The sequence below is a fragment of the Aquabacterium lacunae genome, assembly GCF_004310865.1.
GTDB lineage: Bacteria > Pseudomonadota > Gammaproteobacteria > Burkholderiales > Burkholderiaceae_C > Aquabacterium > Aquabacterium lacunae.
Window position 1 is genome coordinate 228,414 of record NZ_SIXI01000003.1, and the last position, 19,500, is coordinate 247,913.

Consider the following 19,500-nt stretch of genomic DNA (forward strand, 5'->3'; position numbering starts at 1 on the left):
TCAACGCTCTTTCAGGCTGCCCTGCACATGCTGCTGCACCGGGCTGAGCAGGTAGTCGATCACCTTGCGGCTGCCCGTCTTGATCTCGGCGGTCAGGTTCATGCCGGGGGTCAGGGCGATCTGCTTGCCATCCACCGTCAGGGTACGTTGCGACAGGGTCAGCGTGGCGGGGAAGGCTGCTCCGGCTGCAGCAGGCTGCTGGGCGGCACCCGCCTCTTGCGCATGGGGGTCACGCACGCTTTGCATCACGGCGTCAGACGACACCGACTTCACCGTGGCGGCCAGGGTGCCGTAGCGGGTGTAGGGGAAGGTTTCCAGCTTCACCTCGGCGGCCATGCCGGGCTCGACAAAGCCGATGTCCTTGTTCTCGATGACCACATCGGCCGTGACCTGGGCCTGGTCGGGCACCACCACCATCAACACCTGCGCGGGCGTGACCACCCCGCCGGCGGTGTGCACGGCGCGTTGCTGCACGGTGCCCGACACGGGCGCCTTGAGCTGCGTGAGCTGTTCGCGCAGGTCGGCCTTGGCGGTTTCCTGCAGCAGCTGGCGTTGCTGGGTGTCGGCCTTGGCGAAGCGCTCGTTCAGGGTGCGCAGCTGCTCGGCGCGCCAGGCCTTGCGGGCCTGCTCGGCCTGGGCAATGCCCACCTTGATCTGCTCACGCCGGGCGCGGTAGGTGGCCAGGTCCTGCTCCATTTCCACACGGGCGCGGTTGCGGTCTTGCCCCGCATGCTGGCTGACAAAGCCCTGCTGTGCCAAGGCATCGAAATCGGCCGCCCGCTGGCTGACCATGGGCAAGGTGGCCTTGAGCTTGGCCACCTGTTCGCGCACCGTGGCCAGCTCGGCCTGTTGCGCGTCGATGTCGGCCAGCAGCTTGCGATCGTGGGCCTGCAGGTCGGCCCATTCGGCCTCGAGCTGCTGCACCACCGTGACCTGCCGTGCGTCGTCTTCCAGGCGTTGCTCGGGTTTGAGCGCCGGCGCCTTGCCGTGGCCAAAGGCCTGGATCAACGCTGCCGTGCGCCAGGCCTCCGACAAGGCGGCCATGCGCTCTTCCGACACGCGGCCCTGGTCGGCCCGCGCGGCGGTGGGGTCGAGCTCGATCAGCACCTGACCGGCCTTGACCTTGTCACCGTCGGCCACATGGATGGCGCGCACCACGCTGGTCTCCAGCGGCTGAACCTGCTTGGTGCCGTTGCTGACGACGATGCGCCCCTGGGCCACCGCCACCACGTCGAGCGAGCCCACGCAGGCCCACAACAGGGCGATGCCGGCCAGCGCCACGATGGCGAACATGGCCCGGCGCGGCGCGGGGTGTGGCGGTGTGGCCTGCAGGCTGAGCGCAGCGGGCAGGAAGGCGGCCTCATCGGCCAGGCGAGCCGGGCCGTCCAGCTCATGGCGGTGCGCCCACACGGTGGCGCCGATCTGGCGGTAGCGCGCCAGCAGCTCGACCACTGGGTGGCGCGGCGTGGGTGCGGGGTTCACGGCGCTCATGCGGCACCTCCGGGCGTGGGTTGGCCACCGTCCATCTGACCGCCTTGCTGCATGCGCCACAGGTAGGCGTACAGGCCGCGCGGGTTTTTCAGCAGCTCGTCGTGGCTGCCAGCCTCGACGATGCGACCGCGGTCCATGGCGATGATGCGGTGGGCATGGCGCACGGCACTCAGGCGGTGGGCGATGATCAGCACGGTGCGGCCTTTGCAGATGGCGGCCATGTTGCGCTGGATGATGGCTTCGGATTCGTAGTCGAGCGCACTGGTGGCCTCGTCAAAAATGAGGATGCGCGGGTTGCTGAACAGGGCCCGCGCAATCGCGATGCGCTGGCGCTGACCTCCGCTGAGCGAGGCGCCCTGCTCGCCCACGACGGTGTCGTAGCCCTCGGGCAGCTCGCTGATGAACTCGTGGGCACCGGCCATCTGCGCCGCACGCATGATGGCTTCGAGCGGCGCGGCCGGGTCGGCAATGGCGATGTTCTCGCGCACGCTGCGGTTGAACAGGAAGTTGTCCTGCAGCACCACGCCCACCTGGCGGCGCAGCTGGGCCGCATCGACCAGGCCGATGTCGATGCCGTCGACCAGCACGCGGCCTTGCTCGGGCACGTACAGGCGCTGCACCAGCTTGGTCAGGGTGCTCTTGCCCGACCCGCTGCGGCCGACGATGCCCAGCACCTCACCGGGGCGGATGTCGAGGCTGACGCCCTGCAACACCGGCGCGGCTTCGGGGCGGTAGCGGAAGGTGACTTGGTCGAGTGTGATGCGGCCTTTCAGGGGCGGCAGTTGCGCAGCCTGGCTGGGTGGCACCTCGGTGCGGGTGTTGAGGATGTCACCCAGGCGGGCCATGGAAATGCCCGTTTGCTGGAAATCGGTCCAGAGCTGGGCCATGCGCATGATGGGCTGGGCCACCCGCCCGGCGAACATGTTGAAGGCCACGAACTGGCCCACCGTCAGCTCATGGTCCATCACCAGCTTGGCGCCGTACCAGAGCGTGGCGGCGTTCACCAGCTTGCCGATCAGGTTGATGCCCTCATGGGCCCAGGTGGCCAGGTTCTGCGTTTTGAAGCTGGCCGACACATAGGCGGCCAGCTGGTTGTCCCAGCGGCGGGCCATGGCCGGCTCCAGGGCATTGGCCTTCACGGTCTGGATGCCGGTGACGGTTTCCACCAGCAGGGACTGGTTCTCGGCGCCGCGGGCGAACTTTTCGTTCAGGCGCCCCCGCAGCACGGGCACCACGGCCAGTGTGAGCAAGGCATACAGCGGCAGGCTCAGCAGCACGATGCCGGTGAGCGGTGCGCTGTAGGCGAACATGACCGCCACGAACAGCACCGAAAACACCACATCGAGCACCAGCGTGAGCGCCTGCCCCGTGAGGAAGCTGCGGATGCTTTCGAGCTCGCGCACACGCGCCACCGAATCACCCACTCGGCGGGCCTGGAAGTAGGCCAGCGGCAGCTTGAGCAGGTGCTGGAACAGGCGAGAGCCCAGCTCGACATCGATGCGGCTGGTGGTGTGGCTGAACACGTAGGAACGCAAGCCGGTCAGCAGGCTTTCGAACACCACCACCACGACCAGGCCGATCACCAGCACATCGAGCGTGTTCAGGCCGCGGTGCACCAGCACCTTGTCCATCACCACCTGGAAAAACAGCGGGCTGACCAGGGCGAACAGCTGCAGCACCATCGACACCAGCAGCACTTCGCCGAGCAGCTTGCGGTAGCGCACGATGCTGGGGATGAACCAGCTGAAATCGAACTGGGCCAGCTCACCGGCCAGCGAGGCCCGGCTGGTGGCCAGCAGCAGCTCGCCATGGCCGTTCTCACCGACCCATTGGGCCGCGAAGGCTTCCAATGGCTCGATGGTGGGGCGACCGCCCCCTGCAGCCTGCACGTCTTGGAACAGCACGCGCTGGCCGTCGCACTGGGCCAGCAGCACCCAGCGGGCACTGCCGTCGGGTTGGCGCAAGCGTGCCATGGCCGGCAAGGCGGCCAGGCTGAGGCGGTCGGCCGTGGTGCGCGACATCTTGGCCTTCAGGCCGATGGCTTTGGCCGCGCGCAACAGGTCGGCATCGGACACGGGCTCAGCCGGGCCCAGACCCAGCTGGTGGCGCAACTGGGCCGGATCGGCCGTGAGGTGGTGCAGGCGGGCCAGCAGGGTCAGCGACAGCAGGCCATCGTCGGCGACTGGTGGACTGTGCGAAGTGGCCGCGGCAGGGTCATGGCCCTCAGGCACGTCGGGCTGGATGACGGTGGACATGTGCTTGGAATCTCCCTGCGGCAAATTGTCCGGGTTTCCAAGACCCTTCCCCCTCGTGGAAAGTGCTTCACCCTTTCAGGGGGGATGCACGGCTTTTGACCTCCCGCAAAGCCATGAAGAGGTCACCCCCGCAAGATGAAGTCAGGCTCAGTTCAACCGGTACACACAGGAGACACCCATGGTCGTTGACAACCACCCGCTCGCCCGCGACTTCCCCGAGCACAAGGACCGCATCCACACGCTCAAGACCGGCAACGCCCACTTTGCCCGCCTGCACGCCGACTACGAAGCCGTCGACAAGGCCGTGATCCGTCTGGAAACCGGTGTCGAGCACGCCTCGGACGCCGAGCTGGAAACGCGCAAGAAGCAGCGCGTGGCCTTGAAGGACGAGCTGTACGCGATGCTGCAAGCGGCCGCCTGATTGCGCACCGCCACATCGCAGAATTTCCCAGGGAGGGAAGTTTCCGCACCGCGCCCGGCTGACCGGCCGGGCCACCGGTGCCCCAAGGCCTGCCGCCACAAGCGACAGGCCTTTCGCTTGTCGGGTCTGCGCCCAGGCACACACCCCCGGTAAAATCCCGGGATGACCGCCTCCGCTCTGCCTTCGTCGCCCTCCGCCCTGCCCCCTGTGCCCCCCATGCGCCTGTCCGGCCTGGAGCCGGTGCTGATCGGCCAGGGCTCGCTGTTCGTCAACGTGGGCGAACGCACCAACGTGACGGGCTCGAAGGCTTTTGCCCGCATGATCCTGGAAGGGCGCTTCGAAGACGCCCTGTCGGTGGCCCGCCAGCAGGTGGAAAACGGCGCCCAGGTCATCGACATCAACATGGACGAGGCCATGCTGGACAGCAAGGCCGCCATGGTGCGCTTTCTGAACCTCATCGCCGGCGAGCCCGAAATCGCGCGCGTGCCGATCATGATCGACTCGTCGAAATGGGACGTGATCGAAGCGGGCCTCAAATGCATCCAGGGCAAGGGCATCGTCAACTCGATCTCGCTGAAGGAGGGTGAAGAGCCCTTCCGCCACCAGGCCCGCCTGATCAAGCGCTACGGCGCTGCGGCCGTGGTCATGGCCTTCGACGAGGTCGGCCAGGCCGACACCTACCAGCGCAAGGTCGAGATCTGCGAGCGCGCCTACCGCCTGCTGGTCGACGAGATCGGCTTCGCCCCCGAAGACATCATCTTCGACCCCAACATCTTCGCGATTGCCACCGGCATTGAAGAGCACGACAACTACGCAGTCGACTTCATCGAAGCCACCCGCTGGATCAAGCAGAACCTGCCGGGTGCCAAGGTGTCGGGTGGCGTGTCGAACGTGTCCTTCAGCTTCCGCGGCAACGAGCCCGTGCGTGAGGCCATCCACACTGTGTTCCTGTACCACGCCATCCAGGCGGGCATGGACATGGGCATCGTCAACGCCGGCATGGTGGGCGTGTACGACGACCTGCCGCCCGTGCTGCGCGAGCGCGTGGAAGACGTGGTGCTGAACCGCCAGCCGAATTACCTGGAAGGTGACGACACCAGCCTGACGCCCACCGAACGGCTGCTGGCCATTGCCGACGAGGTCAAGGGCGCGGCCAAGGACGACTCGGCCAAGCTGGCCTGGCGGGGCACACCGGAGCACCCGGTGTCGGTCGAACAGCGCCTGAGCCATGCCCTGGTGCACGGCATCACCGAGTTCATCACCCACGACACCGAAGAGTGCTACCAGAAGATCAAGGCGCAAGGCGGCCGCCCGCTGCACGTGATCGAAGGCCCGCTGATGGCCGGCATGAACACGGTGGGCGACCTGTTCGGCGCCGGCAAGATGTTCCTGCCCCAGGTGGTGAAAAGCGCCCGCGTGATGAAGCAGGCCGTGGCCCATCTGGTGCCTTACATCGAAGAAGAAAAGCGCCAGCTGGAACTCAGCGGCGGCGACGTGAAGGCCAAGGGCAAGATCGTGATCGCCACCGTGAAGGGCGACGTGCACGACATCGGCAAGAACATCGTGACCGTGGTCTTGCAGTGCAACAACTTCGAGGTGGTCAACATGGGCGTGATGGTGCCCTGCAAGGACATCCTCGACAAGGCCAAGGAAGTGGGCGCCGACATCATCGGCCTGTCGGGCCTGATCACGCCCTCGCTGGAAGAGATGCAGTACGTGGCCGCCGAAATGGAGCGCGACGAATACTTCCGCAGCCGCCAGACCCCGCTGCTGATCGGTGGTGCCACCTGCTCGCGTGTGCACACCGCCGTGAAGATCGCGCCCAACTACTCGGGCCCCGTGGTGTACGTGCCCGACGCCTCGCGCGCCGTGGGCGTGTGCTCCGACCTGCTGAGCACCGAGCGCCAGGCCACCTACATCGCCGAGCTGAACGCCGACTACGAGACCGTGCGCCAGCAGCACGCCAACAAGAAGGCCACGCCCATGGTGTCGCTGGCCGAGGCCCGCGCCAACAAGGCGCAGGTGAACTTCAGCACCCACACGCCCGAAGCACCCAAGTTCATCGGCCGCCGCGTGTTCAAGAACTACGACCTGGGCGAGCTGGCCGCCTGCATCGACTGGGGCCCCTTCTTCCAGACCTGGGACCTGGCCGGCCCCTTCCCCGCCATCCTCGACGACGAGATCGTGGGCGAAGAAGCCAAGCGTGTGTACGCCGATGCCCAGGCCATGCTCAAGAAGATCGTGGAAGGCCGCTGGCTGACCGCCCATGGCGTGATCGGCCTGTACCCGGCCAACACGGTCGACCACGACACCATCACGCTGTACACCGACGAATCGCGCACCGAAGTGCTGATGCAGTGGCAACCGCTGCGCATTCAGAGCGAGCGCCCCGTGGTCGACGGCGTGAAGCGCCCGAACCGCTCGCTGGCCGACTTCGTGGCCCCGCACCCGGTCGCAGGCGGCAAGCCTGATTACGTGGGCATGTTCGCCGTGACCGCCGGCCTGAACATCGAAAAGAAGGAAGCCGAGTTCCTGGCCCACCACGACGACTACTCGGCCATCATGCTCAAGGCCCTGGCCGACCGCCTGGCCGAGGCCTTTGCCGAACGCATGCACCAGCGCGTGCGCACCGAGTTCTGGGGCTATGCCGCCGGTGAGCAGCTGGACAACGCCCAGCTGATCAAAGAGCAGTACCGCGGCATCCGACCGGCACCAGGCTACCCGGCCTGCCCCGACCACACGGTCAAGCGCGAGATGTTCCGCGTGCTCGACGCGCACGAAGTGGACATGCACCTGACCGAAAGCCTGGCGATGATGCCGGCGGCCAGCGTGAGTGGCTTCTACCTGAGCCACCCCGAGGCCAGCTACTTCAATGTGGGCAAGATCGGCCGTGACCAGCTGGAGGCCTGGGCCCAGGCACAGAGCCTGTCGCTGGTGGAAGCCGAACGGGCGCTGGCACCCAACCTCTGAAAAATGCAGGGCTCACATCGGGTTCCTCCCACCAGCAAGTGAGGGGGGATCTGTTGCGCCTGTTTACAACCGGGCGTTTCTGGGGAGTTCGTGTCTGGGCTTGACATGGCACATTCATTGTTGCTTGGCGTCGCCCTGGAGCAGTGGTGGGACGAATCGTTCAGGCTGCGTGTCCTCGAACCCACCCCTGTCTCATGCTCATCCGGTATACACACCCCTTGCGTCTGCCTCGGCGCGTGCTGTTGGCTCTCGGCGTCTGCGCAGCGCTCGTCTTCCTGGGGGGATGTCAGGAGGAGGCCCCCGGTGCGGCGCGCCCTCAGGGCGGCGCCTTGGCGCCTGTCACCGAGGTGGAAGGCACGCGCTTTCTGACACAGGCCACCTTTGGTGGTCGCCCAGAAGATCTGGCCCGTTTGCAGGACATGGGCCTGGATGCCTGGATCACGGCTCAGATGTCGGCTCCAGTGGCTCGCACCCACCTGGCGATGGTGGACCAGAGCGCAGCGTCCCAAGGGCGCAGCCCCCAGACACAGGATGTGCAGCAAAGTTGGTGGACCGCCGCGCTGACAGACCACTCCGCGCAATTGCGGCACCGGGTGGCCTTCGCGCTGTCTCAGATCTTTGTGGTCTCGACCGTGAGTGTTTCCAACCCTCGCACCGTGGCCAGCTACATGGACACGCTCACGCAGCATGCAGACGGTCGATACCGTGATCTTCTCGAAGCTGTGGTGCTGCACCCTGCCATGGGGCAGTACCTGTCGCACCTGGGCAACCGGAAAGAAGACAGCAGCGGACGCGTGCCTGATGAAAACCTGGCCCGAGAGGTGATGCAGCTGTTCTCCATCGGGCTGGTACAGCTGGACGCCAATGGCCAAGCCGTGCTGGTGAACAAGCAACCGGTGGAGACCTACACGTCCAGTGACATCAAGGGTTTGGCGCGTGTCTTCACTGGCTTCAGCTGGGCGCGCACCCAGCAGACAGGCAACTGGACAGACTGTTTCACCCGAACCGCGGCCTGTCGGGACAACCGCCAGGATGTCCTGCCCATGGACGCCTACCCAGAGGCCCATGCCACCACCGAAAAAGCATTCCTGGGTGTGCGCGTGCCACCACAAGCCACCGCAGACCCCAAAGCCAGCCTCAAGGTGGCGCTGGATCGTCTGGCCACCCACCCCAACACAGCACCCTTCATCAGCCGCCAGCTGATCCAGCGACTGGTCAGCAGCAACCCATCCAGTCAGTATGTCGGGGATGTGAGCCGAGTGTTCGCCCAAACCGGCGGCAACCTGCGCGAAGTGGTGCGTGCGATCCTGATGCACGCCGAAGCGCGCAACCCCGCGTCGGCGGCGCCCAACCCCAGCCATGCGGGACGCGTGCGGGAGCCTCTTCTGCGCATGACCCACCTGATGCGCGCTTTGCCTCACCAGAGCCTGAGTTACACCAAGCATGGGGTGTACGGCACCACCGACACCAGTGACATGGCCAATGGACTGGCGCAAAGCCCCTTGCGTGCGCCCTCGGTGTTCAATTTCTACCGCCCGGGCTACCGGTTGCCTCAAAGTCGCAGTGGCGATGCCAGCCTGGTCGCACCAGAATTGCAGATCGCCAGCGAATCGGCTGTGCTGGGCTATGCCAACTTCGTGGCCAGCTCCCTCGAGTATGGCTGGGGAGGCTGGCACGCCAACGAACGCCAGCGTGACATGCTCTTCCAGCTTCAGGGATGGCTGCCTCTGGCGGGTAACCCCGAACAGCTGATCGACACGCTGTCGCGCCGCCTGCTGGGGGCTCCGCTTCCTGCCGAGGCTCGCAGCACCGCGCTGGCCGGGATTCAGTCGATGCCCACCGAGACTGAAACGCAAAAACTGGCCCGCATCCGTGCCGCCGCCTTGCTCATTGCTGTCTCACCTCAGTTCACGGTCGAGCAATGAAGGAGCACCTGATGGTCCACCACGATCGCCGAGATTTCCTTCGACAGCTCGCCCGCTTGAGTGCTTTCCTGCCCTTGAGCGTTCCACTGGGGCGCGTGCCCTTGGCCTCTGCTCAATCGGCGACTGGCTACAGGGCTCTGGTGTGCATCCAACTGGGCGGAGGCAATGATGCCTTCAATACGGTGCTGGCTACAGATCAGACCTCCTGGGGCCACTACCTGCAACACCGCCGTCCCAAAGATGGCTCGCCCGCACTGGCACTGATGGAGCCTGGCACGCCCGCTGTGGCCAATGCAGACCCCACACGGCCCGAACGGCTTGGCGGTGTGCGCCCCGTCGGTTCAGGGCAACGCAGCGTCCACGCCAACCGTCAGTTTGCGCTGCACCCCTGCTTGGAGACCAGCCAAAGGCTTTACACAGAAGGTCGGCTGGCGGTGCTGGCGAATGTGGGCCCCCTGACGCGCCCTTTCACCAAGGAAGACTGGACAAAGCCCAGCGTTTCCCGACCGGCCAAACTGTTTTCACACAACGACCAGACATCCACCTGGCTGACCTTCCAGCCCGAGGGCGCGGCCACAGGATGGGGCGGTCGGCTGGGCGATGCCCTGATGGGGCTCAACGGCCTCACGGGTGACTTCAACGCCGGATTGCTTCAGAGATCCATGACCTGCATGGCGCCCATGGGGTCTGCCAGCTGGCTGGCCGGGCTGGCGGTTCAGCCCCTTCAGATGAGCGCCGTGTCCGCTCCAGTGCTGGGCCAGAACAACTCTCTTTACGGGCAGTTCGGCCTTCACGATGCCGTGTCTTCGATGATGTCTCAACAACCGGCTGCAGCTCGGAACAGCCTGCTGCGAGCAGACCACCAGGCCATCGTGAAACGGGCATTGGAAGCCAGCGAATTGCTGGCGGCCACATTGCCGGATTTCGGAATTTCACCCTGGGGTACCGAAGGTGTCAGCAGCCCACAGGAAGACCCACTGCTGGCCTACACGAGCCCCACCACAGGGCAGCGCAAACTGAACCCACTGGCGCTGCAATTGCAGATGGTGGCGCGGCTGATGGCTTGCAATCAGGACGCCAATCTGGGCATGAAGCGCCAGCTGTTCATGGTGAGCCTGGGGGGCTTCGACCACCATGACAACCAGATGAGCCAGCACGCGGAAAACATGGCCATGCTGGACCACGCCCTGGGTTACTTCGATCAAGTGCTGGCCGACATGCCCAATGGCAGCCTGCGCGACCAGGTGACCGCGTTCACGGCCTCGGAGTTCGGGCGAACATTCACCAGCAATGGCGATGGCACCGACCACGGCTGGGGCGGGCACCACTTCATCATGGGCGGTGCCGTACGTGGTGGCGAGGTGTACGGCCAGTTCCCTGCCTACAGTTCGTTGGTGAACGGGAAGTTCAGCAGTCCTGACCAGATCGACAACGGTGTGCTGATTCCCAGCACCTCGGTCGATCAGATGGCCTACACCTTGGCACGGTGGATGGGGGTGTCTGAATCTGCCTTGTGGCAGACAGACGGTGCAGGCCCCATATTGCCCAATCTGCAGCAGTTTCCTCAGGCGGATCGCGATCTGGGGTTCATGCGCACCTGAGTGGCTCAGCCCCCCAGCAGCGGCCTCAGGTAACGCCCGGTGTGACTGGCCTCGCAGGCCGCGACCTGCTCGGGTGTGCCCGCCACCAGGATGGTGCCGCCCCCTGAACCGCCCTCGGGGCCGACATCGATCAGCCAGTCGGCCGTTTTGATCACGTCGAGGTTGTGCTCGATGATGACGATGGTGTTGCCCGCATCGCGCAGCTGGTGCAGCACCTTGAGCAGCAAGGCGATGTCGTGGAAATGCAGGCCCGTGGTGGGCTCGTCGAGGATGTACAGCGTGCGGCCGGTGTCGCGCTTGCTGAGCTCTTGCGCCAGCTTGACGCGCTGGGCCTCGCCGCCCGACAGCGTGGTGGCGCTTTGCCCCAGGCGGATGTAGCCCAGGCCCACGTCCATCAGGGTCTGCAGCTTGCGCGCGATGCTGGGCACGGCGCTGAAGAACTGCAGGGCGTCTTCCACGGTCAGGTTCAGCACCTCGTGGATGTTCTTGCCCTTGTACTGCACATCCAGCGTTTCGCGGTTGTAGCGCTTGCCCTGGCAGATGTCGCAAGGCACGTACACATCGGGCAGGAAATGCATTTCCACCTTGATGACGCCGTCGCCCTGGCAGGCCTCGCAGCGGCCACCGGCCACGTTGAAGGAGAAGCGCCCGGCGCCATAGCCCCGCTCGCGCGCCATGGGCACGTCGGCGAACAGCTCGCGCATGGGCGTGAACAGGCCCGTGTAGGTCGCCGGGTTGCTGCGCGGCGTGCGGCCAATGGGGCTCTGGTCGACGTTGATGACCTTGTCGAACAGCTCCAGCCCTTCGATCTCGTCGTGCGGCGCAGGCTCCAGGTGGCTCTGGTACAGCTTGCGGGCCACGGCCGCGTACAGCGTGTCGTTCACCAGCGTGGACTTGCCTGAGCCGGACACGCCCGTCACGCAGGTGAGCAGGCCTTGCGGGAACTCGGCCGTCACGCCCTTGAGGTTGTGGCCGCGCGCATTGACCACGCGCAGGCGCGGTGTGTCGGCCGTGAAGGGCAGGCGCTGGCGCGGCACGTCGATGCGCAGCACGCCGGCCAGGTAGCGGCCGGTCAGGCTTTCCGGGTCACCTTCGATGTGCTGGGGCGTGCCTTGCGACAGCACCTTGCCGCCATGCACACCCGCCCCCGGCCCCATGTCGACCACGTGGTCGGCCGCACGGATCATGTCTTCGTCGTGCTCGACCACGATCACGCTGTTGCCCAGGTTGCGCAGGTGGCGCAGGGTGCCGATCAGGCGGTCGTTGTCGCGCTGGTGCAGGCCGATGCTGGGCTCGTCGAGCACGTACATCACGCCGGTCAGGCCCGAGCCGATCTGCGAGGCCAGGCGGATGCGCTGGGCCTCGCCGCCCGACAGGGTGTCGGCACTGCGTTCGAGGCTGAGGTAGCTCAGGCCCACGTCGTTCAAGAAGCGCAGGCGCGAGCGGATCTCCTGAACCACCTTGGCCGCGATCTCGGCCTTGGCGCCTTGCAGCTGCAGGCCTTCGAAGTAGCGGTGGGCCTCGGCCAGCGTGGCGCGGCCGATCTCGTAAATGGCCTTGCCTTCGCCCGAGACGGCATCGACCATCTTCACGTGGCGGGCCTCGGTGCGCAGGCGGTGGCCATGGCAGGAGGGGCAGGCCTTGGGCTGCTGGTAGCGGCCCAGTTCTTCGCGCACGGCAGCCGAATCGGTTTCCTTGAAACGGCGCTCGAAGTTGGGGATGATGCCTTCGAAGGGGTGGCTGCGCTTGACCTTGCGCTTCTTGCTCACGCCGTTCTTGGCCGGCCCGTCGGCCTCGTAGGTGAATTCGATCTCGACCTCGCCCGAGCCGTACAGCATCACCTGCTGAAAGGCCTGCGGCAGCTCCTCGAAAGGCTGCTCCACATCGACCCCGTAGTGCTGGCCGATGCTTTCGACCAGCGACCAGGTGTAGGGGTTGCGGCGGTCCCAGCCCTTGACGGCACCGCTGCCCAGGCTGAGCGAGGGGAAGGCCACCACGCGCTCGGGGTCGAAGGCGATGACCTGGCCCAGGCCATCGCAGGTGGGGCAGGCGCCTTGCGGCGAGTTGAACGAGAACAGGCGCGGTTCCAGCTCGGCCAGCGAATAGCTGCACACCGGGCAGGCGAACTTGGCCGAGAACAGGTGCTCGACACCCGTGTCCATCTCCAGCACCAGCACGCGGCCTTCGGCCATGTTCAACGCCGCTTCCAGGCTTTCGGCCAGGCGCTGGCCCATGTCGGCGCGCACCTTGAGGCGGTCGACCACCACGTCGATGTTGTGCTTGGTTTGCGTGCCCAGGGCGGGCAGGTCGGCCACTTCGACCACCTCGCCATCGACCCGAAAGCGCACGAAGCCCTGCGACTGCATCTGCGCGAACAGCTCGGCGTGCTCGCCCTTGCGGTTGCGCAGCACGGGGGCCAGCACCATCACCTTGGTGTCTTCGGGCAAGGCCAGCACGGCGTCGACCATCTGGCTGACGGTCTGGGCCTGCAGGGGCAGGCCGTGCTCGGGGCAGAACGGGGTGCCGGCGCGGGCGTACAGCAGGCGCAGGTAGTCGTGAATCTCCGTCACCGTGCCCACAGTGGAGCGCGGGTTGTGGCTGGTGGCCTTTTGCTCGATGGCAATGGCCGGTGACAGGCCCTCGATCACGTCGACGTCGGGCTTGTCCATCAGCTGCAGGAACTGGCGCGCATAGGCGCTCAGGCTTTCCACGTAGCGGCGCTGGCCTTCGGCATACAAGGTGTCGAAGGCCAGGCTCGACTTGCCCGAACCCGACAGGCCCGTGATCACCACCAGCTGGTGCTTGGGCAGGTCCAGGTCGATGTTCTTGAGGTTGTGGGTGCGGGCGCCACGCACGTGGATCGTCGTGGCGCTCAGGGGAACATCAGGGGCAGACATTGGGATCGGGCTTCAACGCGGGCAGGCCAATCAACCATGATACGACGGCTGGCCTGCCCGGACCAGATCATGGAGACGATTCAACCCTGACGCACGCTACGTAAGCTCAATCCACCAAGATCTTGAAACTGATGGGCTCAGGTTTACTCATCACACTGGAAGCGTTATAGATGTCTTCACTGACAAACAGCAAGGCATCGTGTGCCCCTTTGGCCAGCCCACCCATCTGAGTGCTCCAAGTGCTCTTATCGCCATAGGCCGAGTTCATGCCTTTGTTCCAATTCAATCCAATGATTCGAACGTAAACCATGGGAACGGCAACGTTGGTCTTCACCTGGAACTGAAACACATCTTTGGCTTTGAATGACACCGAACCGCCAGGCTGGATCAGCTGGGCCGTTTCAAGGGGCGCGCCCACCACACGAACATCTGTAGAGACGAACGCCAACGGAAGAACCCCGTCCTTGATGGTCAAAGTGCCAGACGCTCCCTGAATGGCATAGACATTACCCAGGTGATCTTTACGCATCAACTGGTAGGCATATGCGCCTGGCGGATCCGCAAAAGCTCGGTTAAGCGTTGCACCGGTCAACATGACCTTGCCAATCGGATCGGGAAATTGAAGCCACATGTCGGCAGGGCTTTTACCTGTCGGAAACTTCAACGCAAGTGGCATGCCTTTGATCACCTCAGCGGGCATCGGGTTCGGCCCAATCAGCGCGTCGGTCGCGGCTTCCACTTTCACAGAGCCAGTCAAACTTGTACGTACTGCACCACTTTCACTTCGCGCTTCAATGACGTACTGAACTTCCGCCCCAGGCTCGGTCGCGGGCAACTTGCCCCGGTAGATCTTCAGCGGTTGCTCGTCTGTCGTTGTCAACTCCACGAACGCCCCCTGCCCCAACTTGGCAAACACGCCCTGTTTGGGCCCCTCCATCGAAACGGTGAACAGCGGCGACTCCCCCTGCAGGATGTTTTTTGACACATCCAACACCTTGAGCACTGGTGCTGGTGCTGGTGTCGATGATGTCGGCACAGCAGCGCCTGAGGCAATGACATCGAACACAACCTCATGCGCGTTGGCCAAACTCACCTGGGCGCCAACCGGCCCACTCACCACCCCCACGACGTAGCGCCCAGGTTGCTTGACGCTGTATTGCAAGATCACGCCATGCTCAGGTAACTCAGGCCCCTTCACATTGGCGCGCCATGGCTTTTTGATCTCATCGTGCAGGGCACGATCGTGGTACCAAGCGATCGCTCCGCCCAACTGTTCAACCTTCAGGTAGACATAAATGTCTTGGTGGTCGGCAGGGAGCTGACCTGAGAGACGAACACTGACGACCTCGCCCACCACCGGGGCCTTCGGGTCAACCTGTACCGTCAGTGGCATGGCAAGCACAGACAACGCATGAGTCGCACCGAAAGCCCAGCATGCCCAAGCCCGAGGATCAGTCCACATCTGACGGCTCATTTCACTGTCCATCCACTTCCAGCACGTCAGCCCACCCCGCCGCGTAGGTGGATGAACATGGCGCAGGGGCAGCAAACAAATCCCTCTTGGGAGGAACGGACGCACAATCAGCCGGAGGATTGATCACTCGCTCCACGATGTCTTTGGCGCTGTTGGCCACTGGCGGCAGCGAGGCAAATGGCCCTTCAGGCAGACCCAAACCGTCGAACCGATGAGGCGTACTTGCCACCAAGGCCAACATGCGGTTACGCCCCGCGGGTCCATGAGCCTTCACCTGCCATGCAGGTCGCGGCAGCTGCAATGGAACATTGGCCTGGATCAGGTTGTCCTGGTCATATTGGTTGGGAAACAACCTGTACACCTTGCCGCTTGATCCCACCATGAACAAGTTCAGGTAGCCGCTCATCGACGACACAACTTTCATGTTCAGGTTGTCGACACGGATGCGCAAGCGAGACGGCATCATGTCCAATTGAACTCTGTGCAGACCGTCGGCACCTTGCGCGATCGCATCGAGGAGGTTGAACGTCGAGATGGCTGCGTTCCCCGCCGGTTGTCCATTCTGTGTGACATCTGCTGTGAATGCCACGGGCATGGCACCCGCCCCTGCGCCGCCGCCTGACACCAGATTCATGGCGGTGTAGGGGAACCCACTTTGCTGTTGCATGCTGCTGGTCAGGCGTGCATTGATGGCGTTTTGTGCGCACTGCTTGGCTTCGTCCAGCGTGATCACACCATCTTTGGATGTGTCAGCCACAGCGGTCTTTGTGGCGCAGTTGAACAATGCCGTCGTGGCCCAACTGCCGTCGAACTGATCCAGGATCGCCACCTCATCGGGTCTCGATGCCGCCAGGTAGTACTGGTTGGCTGCCGACTGTGCGGCGTCTGCGTACAAGTCACGGTTCTTGCCGACCTGATTCGATACCCGCTGGCAAACCGCACCGCCGTCATTTTTTGCCCGCCAGAACTTCGCCATCGGGAGGTTGCCATGGGCGCCTCGAATGCCCCCCTTCGACGCCTGAATCACACCGCCGGAATGGCATGTATCCAGAAAAACAAAAGACTTGGCTGCACGCTCCAAGATGGGACGGATCCGCTGCTGGAATTCGTCGCGGGGCATGCTGCCCATGTCTTGCGTGACCAACGCTTGCTCACACTGACCATCAGCGCGGGCGTAACTGGTCCCGTGCCCCGAAAAATAAATGAACACTCGGTCACCATGCTTGACCTTGCGGGCAAATGCATCCAAGGCATCGCGCAGGCCGATCAGGGTCAGGTCTGCATTTTGCCGGACCGTGACATTGGCCTCGGGAACGCCCATGTTCACGGCGAATTTCTTGGCGTTCTCAATGTCAATCGCCACGGCTTCAAGGGGTGCCTGCGCGTAATTGGCCACGCCCATGACCAAAGCCAGGTTTTCGGCATGAGCCCAACCGGGGCATGCCAACAGCAGGCTCAAGCCCCATGGGTAAGCAGAAGACGATCGCTTGAAGCGCACACGCATTTTTTCTCTCCCGATGTGGTGAATTGAATCGATGGGTCACATGCCTTGCCGACGGATCAGCGGCATTTGACGCAGCACTGGTGGGGCAAACAACACGGGCGACTGCAGGATGACATTGCCTTTTCCAAACTTCCGGGACATGTCCGCGACCCTGGGTTGAAGATGCTCGAAAGCAGACAACAGCGTGATGGCGCCGTTGGTGTCGCGGGCGCTCCGCAAGGCCTCCAGGAGGTAATGCGTGAATGCCCCATGCTTCACGTTGCCCTCATCAATGTGCTCGTACGAAGACTGCCCGCCCTGTGACGCAGCAAGGAATGCGATGCGACGCGCCGCACTGCGCTTGGCCACCGAGAAGTGGTCGCTCTTGGCACCCACAGCACCAGCATGACAGGTGTCGAGCACCACCAACCGACGTCCAGGCACCTTGTCGAGCAGCGCTTGAATTTCGTCAGAAGACACCAAACTGGAAGCTGTCTCTGCACCTTGCAAGATCGCTTTGATGTCAGCCATTCTGGCGTCTTCACCCACAAACCAGTACCGCCTGCCGCTGCGGGCCTCGACACCATGTGCCGCCACGAAGAACACCACGGTGTCGAGCGGCCCGGCATCTTTCAGCTTGGCCATGGCCGCTATCAGATGACCTTTGGTGGGCGGGGTCGGACTGCCTGGAATCAGCAACTGCACCGAAGCGACCTCGCTGAAAACACCGGTGCTGCCTGCGACCAATGCCTGAGTCAATGCTTCCGCGTCAGCAGGCGCATTGGTCAAATGACGGGGCTCACCCTGACACAAGGCCCCTTGTCGACATTCAGCAAAGTCGTTCACACCCATGGCCACCACAAAAAGTCGGCCTTGGTTCTGGTGGGCCGTGAGTGATCGAGGCTGTGTGGGCAACCAATCATCGAAACCAAGCGAGGCATCGGTAGACACCTCGACACGAACGCTGTCGCCTGAGAAACCATCGGGCAAAGCCAGCTCGCGCTGCACCGCTTGCTGTTGGCCCAGGTCTGACTGCAGCACCGGCACGTCGTCCACATACACGGTTGCAGTGCTCAAGGGGCGGCCGGTTGCCTGAGCGCTCCAGCGGATGGTGGCTGCGCCTTGGCCGTCACGGCTCACGCTGACACGGACCCTGGGGGCAGACAGCGCATTGAGCCTTTGCGCCACGTTGTTCAGCGCCTTGGATTGCACCGATGAGGCGTCAAGCGCCTTCGCGATCAGGTCTGGTCGATAGAGTTCGTTGAGAAACTGTGAAGCATGCAGAAACCGCGGTGCGCTGCCAGAAAGGCCTGGCACGTGCCAGCCCAGAAACTCATCGCCATGCCTGGAAGCGGAATAGTGCCCCTCTTGCGTCCACGCGACCCACTCGCCACGCTGGGGTTCTGCATAGAGTGACAAGACGGGCTGGCCCAGCGTTTGTGCATCGTACCAACGCACCGTGCCATCACCCAGCATGGCGATCAGCCACCGTCCATTGCCCGAGACCGTGAGGTGGCGAGCAGGTGATGTCGTGTCAGCCACAGCCTGTACTTGGCCATCTGCCCCCACTTTGGCAACGCGCCAGTTGCCGCCCAGATAGTAGGCCTGGCCCTGCGGATGCTCTGCATGGGCCCGAACTTGCTCATTGCGACCCAAACCCACAGCCACGCCATTGACCAGCAGTGCTTGTGCATGTGTGCCCGAATGACGCCACTCGAAGCGCAAGCCCTGACCATGGCGCACGCCGTTGAACGAATCCTTGAATTTGAAGCTGGGATCAACCGTCAGGCCCACGGACGGGGGGGCAGACACATCAAAGCTCACCCAGCCGCCTTGTGCGTCTGGCAGGGTGACGCTGGTGCCTTCATGGTTGGTATAGAACAGTCCCTGCTTGAATTCGGTGGGCATGGCCTGGTTCTTGACGGCCAGCGCAACCGAGCCGTCGGGCCGCAGACGCAAGATGCCCGGGTCTTGCGTGGCCACGAACAGCCCACCGTCGGCCAGAGGAATTGAATTGCTGAACGAACGGGCCTGCACTTTCAGCGATTGAACCGCCTGAAAGCCATCAACGGCCTTCGAGACATAAAGCATGGCCTGTTTGCCTGGGGCATGACGGCCATAGGTGTACAGGCGCTGGCTGTCAGGCGACCAGCTGATGCAGCACAGGGAGTCGGGCGAGGATTCACCCCGCGGAACAGCAATGACCTTGGATGCTTGAAAATCGAGCACCACAGTTTGTGGGCAATCCTGGTAGCCGAATGCAAAGTAACGTCCATCGGGCGAGAAGCGTCCACCGCCCATGCTGCGCGCCTGACACCCCCCCCCGGGCTGGGTCTCGACAAAACGCTTCCACCAAGCGAGCTTGCCTTGATCGTCGTACATGCGCACCATGCCGTCGTCAGCCGTGGTGGCCAAGCGGCTGTCGGGCGCGAAATGCACGAACTTGACGGTGGCGTCATAAGCATCATCGGCGAAACGCTTGGCGCGGGTCTGAACGTCCAGCACCTGCACGCCACCACGGTGCAGACCCACAGCCAGGCGCTGACCACTGGCATCAATGTCCATTGACTCAGCCGCAGAGGGCAAGCGGATGCGTGACAGCAACTCGCCTTTTTGCAGGTCGACCTCATAGACCTCGCCCTCTGCTTGAGGATCGGGGGAGACCACTCCCCCCACAAAAGCGCGCTGTCCGTCGGGCGTCAATGCCAATGCCCGCAACACGCCTGCATGGCCTCGCCCGCTGGGCAGCACCACGCGGCGCATCAGGCGCAAGTCAGCTGCTCGCCAAACCAGCAGGAACTTGTCGTGACCGATGGACACCAGGCGCTGTCCGTCACGCGAGAGTCGGATCTGGTGAATGTCACCCGTGTGCACGTCGGCAGCGACGCGTGCCTCAAGGTCAGGCAGAACTTCTTGGCTGGCAAGCGCGGACACGGCGACAGTCATAGACAAGGACCACTTCGCAGTTGTTCGGGCGACATTG

10 protein-coding genes are annotated in these 19,500 nt (G+C 63.9%); 4 read left to right on the forward strand and 6 right to left on the reverse strand.

Annotated features, from left to right (window positions below):
• Together EYS42_RS08435 and EYS42_RS08440 are read right to left on the reverse strand one after the other, a co-directional pair.
• Positions 1–1,491, reverse strand: coding sequence for an HlyD family type I secretion periplasmic adaptor subunit (locus EYS42_RS08435; RefSeq protein ID WP_130967719.1), 1,491 nt, complete (start codon positions 1,489–1,491; stop codon positions 1–3).
• The gene (locus EYS42_RS08440) at positions 1,488–3,746 is read right to left on the reverse strand and encodes a type I secretion system permease/ATPase (RefSeq protein WP_130967720.1); all 2,259 of its coding nucleotides are present in this window, start codon (positions 3,744–3,746) and stop codon (positions 1,488–1,490) included. Before EYS42_RS08440 ends, EYS42_RS08435 begins: the two co-directional genes overlap by 4 nt.
• A gap of 178 nt (positions 3,747–3,924) precedes the next feature.
• Here EYS42_RS08440 and EYS42_RS08445 point away from each other — a divergent pair, with 178 nt between their 5' ends.
• From EYS42_RS08445 to EYS42_RS08460, 4 genes are all read left to right on the forward strand, one after another.
• Positions 3,925–4,167, forward strand: a complete 243-nt coding sequence (locus EYS42_RS08445; RefSeq protein WP_130967721.1) for an HP1242/YdcH family protein — start codon at positions 3,925–3,927, stop codon at positions 4,165–4,167.
• A gap of 162 nt (positions 4,168–4,329) precedes the next feature.
• Positions 4,330–7,137 carry a methionine synthase gene (gene metH, locus EYS42_RS08450; protein ID WP_245503568.1) on the forward strand — a complete coding sequence of 936 codons (2,808 nt, stop codon included), beginning with the start codon at positions 4,330–4,332 and terminating at the stop codon, positions 7,135–7,137.
• A gap of 194 nt (positions 7,138–7,331) precedes the next feature.
• Positions 7,332–9,062: a DUF1800 domain-containing protein gene (locus tag EYS42_RS08455; RefSeq protein WP_165456681.1), complete on the forward strand. Its 1,731-nt coding sequence runs from the start codon at positions 7,332–7,334 to the stop codon at positions 9,060–9,062.
• A gap of 11 nt (positions 9,063–9,073) precedes the next feature.
• A complete protein-coding gene (locus EYS42_RS08460) occupies positions 9,074–10,663 on the forward strand; it encodes a DUF1501 domain-containing protein (protein WP_165456682.1) in 1,590 nt (529 codons plus the stop codon).
• A 5-nt stretch (positions 10,664–10,668) separates the two neighbouring features.
• On the opposite strand, the gene uvrA is transcribed toward EYS42_RS08460, so the two are convergent.
• The 4 genes from uvrA to EYS42_RS08480 all read right to left on the reverse strand — a co-directional run bounded on the left by uvrA (position 10,669) and on the right by EYS42_RS08480 (position 19,451).
• Complete coding sequence (uvrA, locus tag EYS42_RS08465; RefSeq protein WP_130967724.1) at positions 10,669–13,560, reverse strand: excinuclease ABC subunit UvrA; 2,892 nt, start codon at positions 13,558–13,560, stop codon at positions 10,669–10,671.
• 106 nt (positions 13,561–13,666) lie between these two features.
• The gene (locus EYS42_RS08470) at positions 13,667–15,034 is read right to left on the reverse strand and encodes a hypothetical protein (protein WP_130967725.1); all 1,368 of its coding nucleotides are present in this window, start codon (positions 15,032–15,034) and stop codon (positions 13,667–13,669) included.
• Between the two features lies 1 nt (position 15,035).
• Positions 15,036–16,538, reverse strand: coding sequence for a caspase family protein (locus EYS42_RS08475; protein WP_130967726.1), 1,503 nt, complete (start codon positions 16,536–16,538; stop codon positions 15,036–15,038).
• A 36-nt stretch (positions 16,539–16,574) separates the two neighbouring features.
• Positions 16,575–19,451 (reverse strand): caspase family protein, encoded by a 2,877-nt coding sequence (locus EYS42_RS08480; RefSeq protein ID WP_165456683.1) that lies wholly within the window; start codon positions 19,449–19,451, stop codon positions 16,575–16,577.
• Positions 19,452–19,500: the final 49 nt, after the last annotated feature.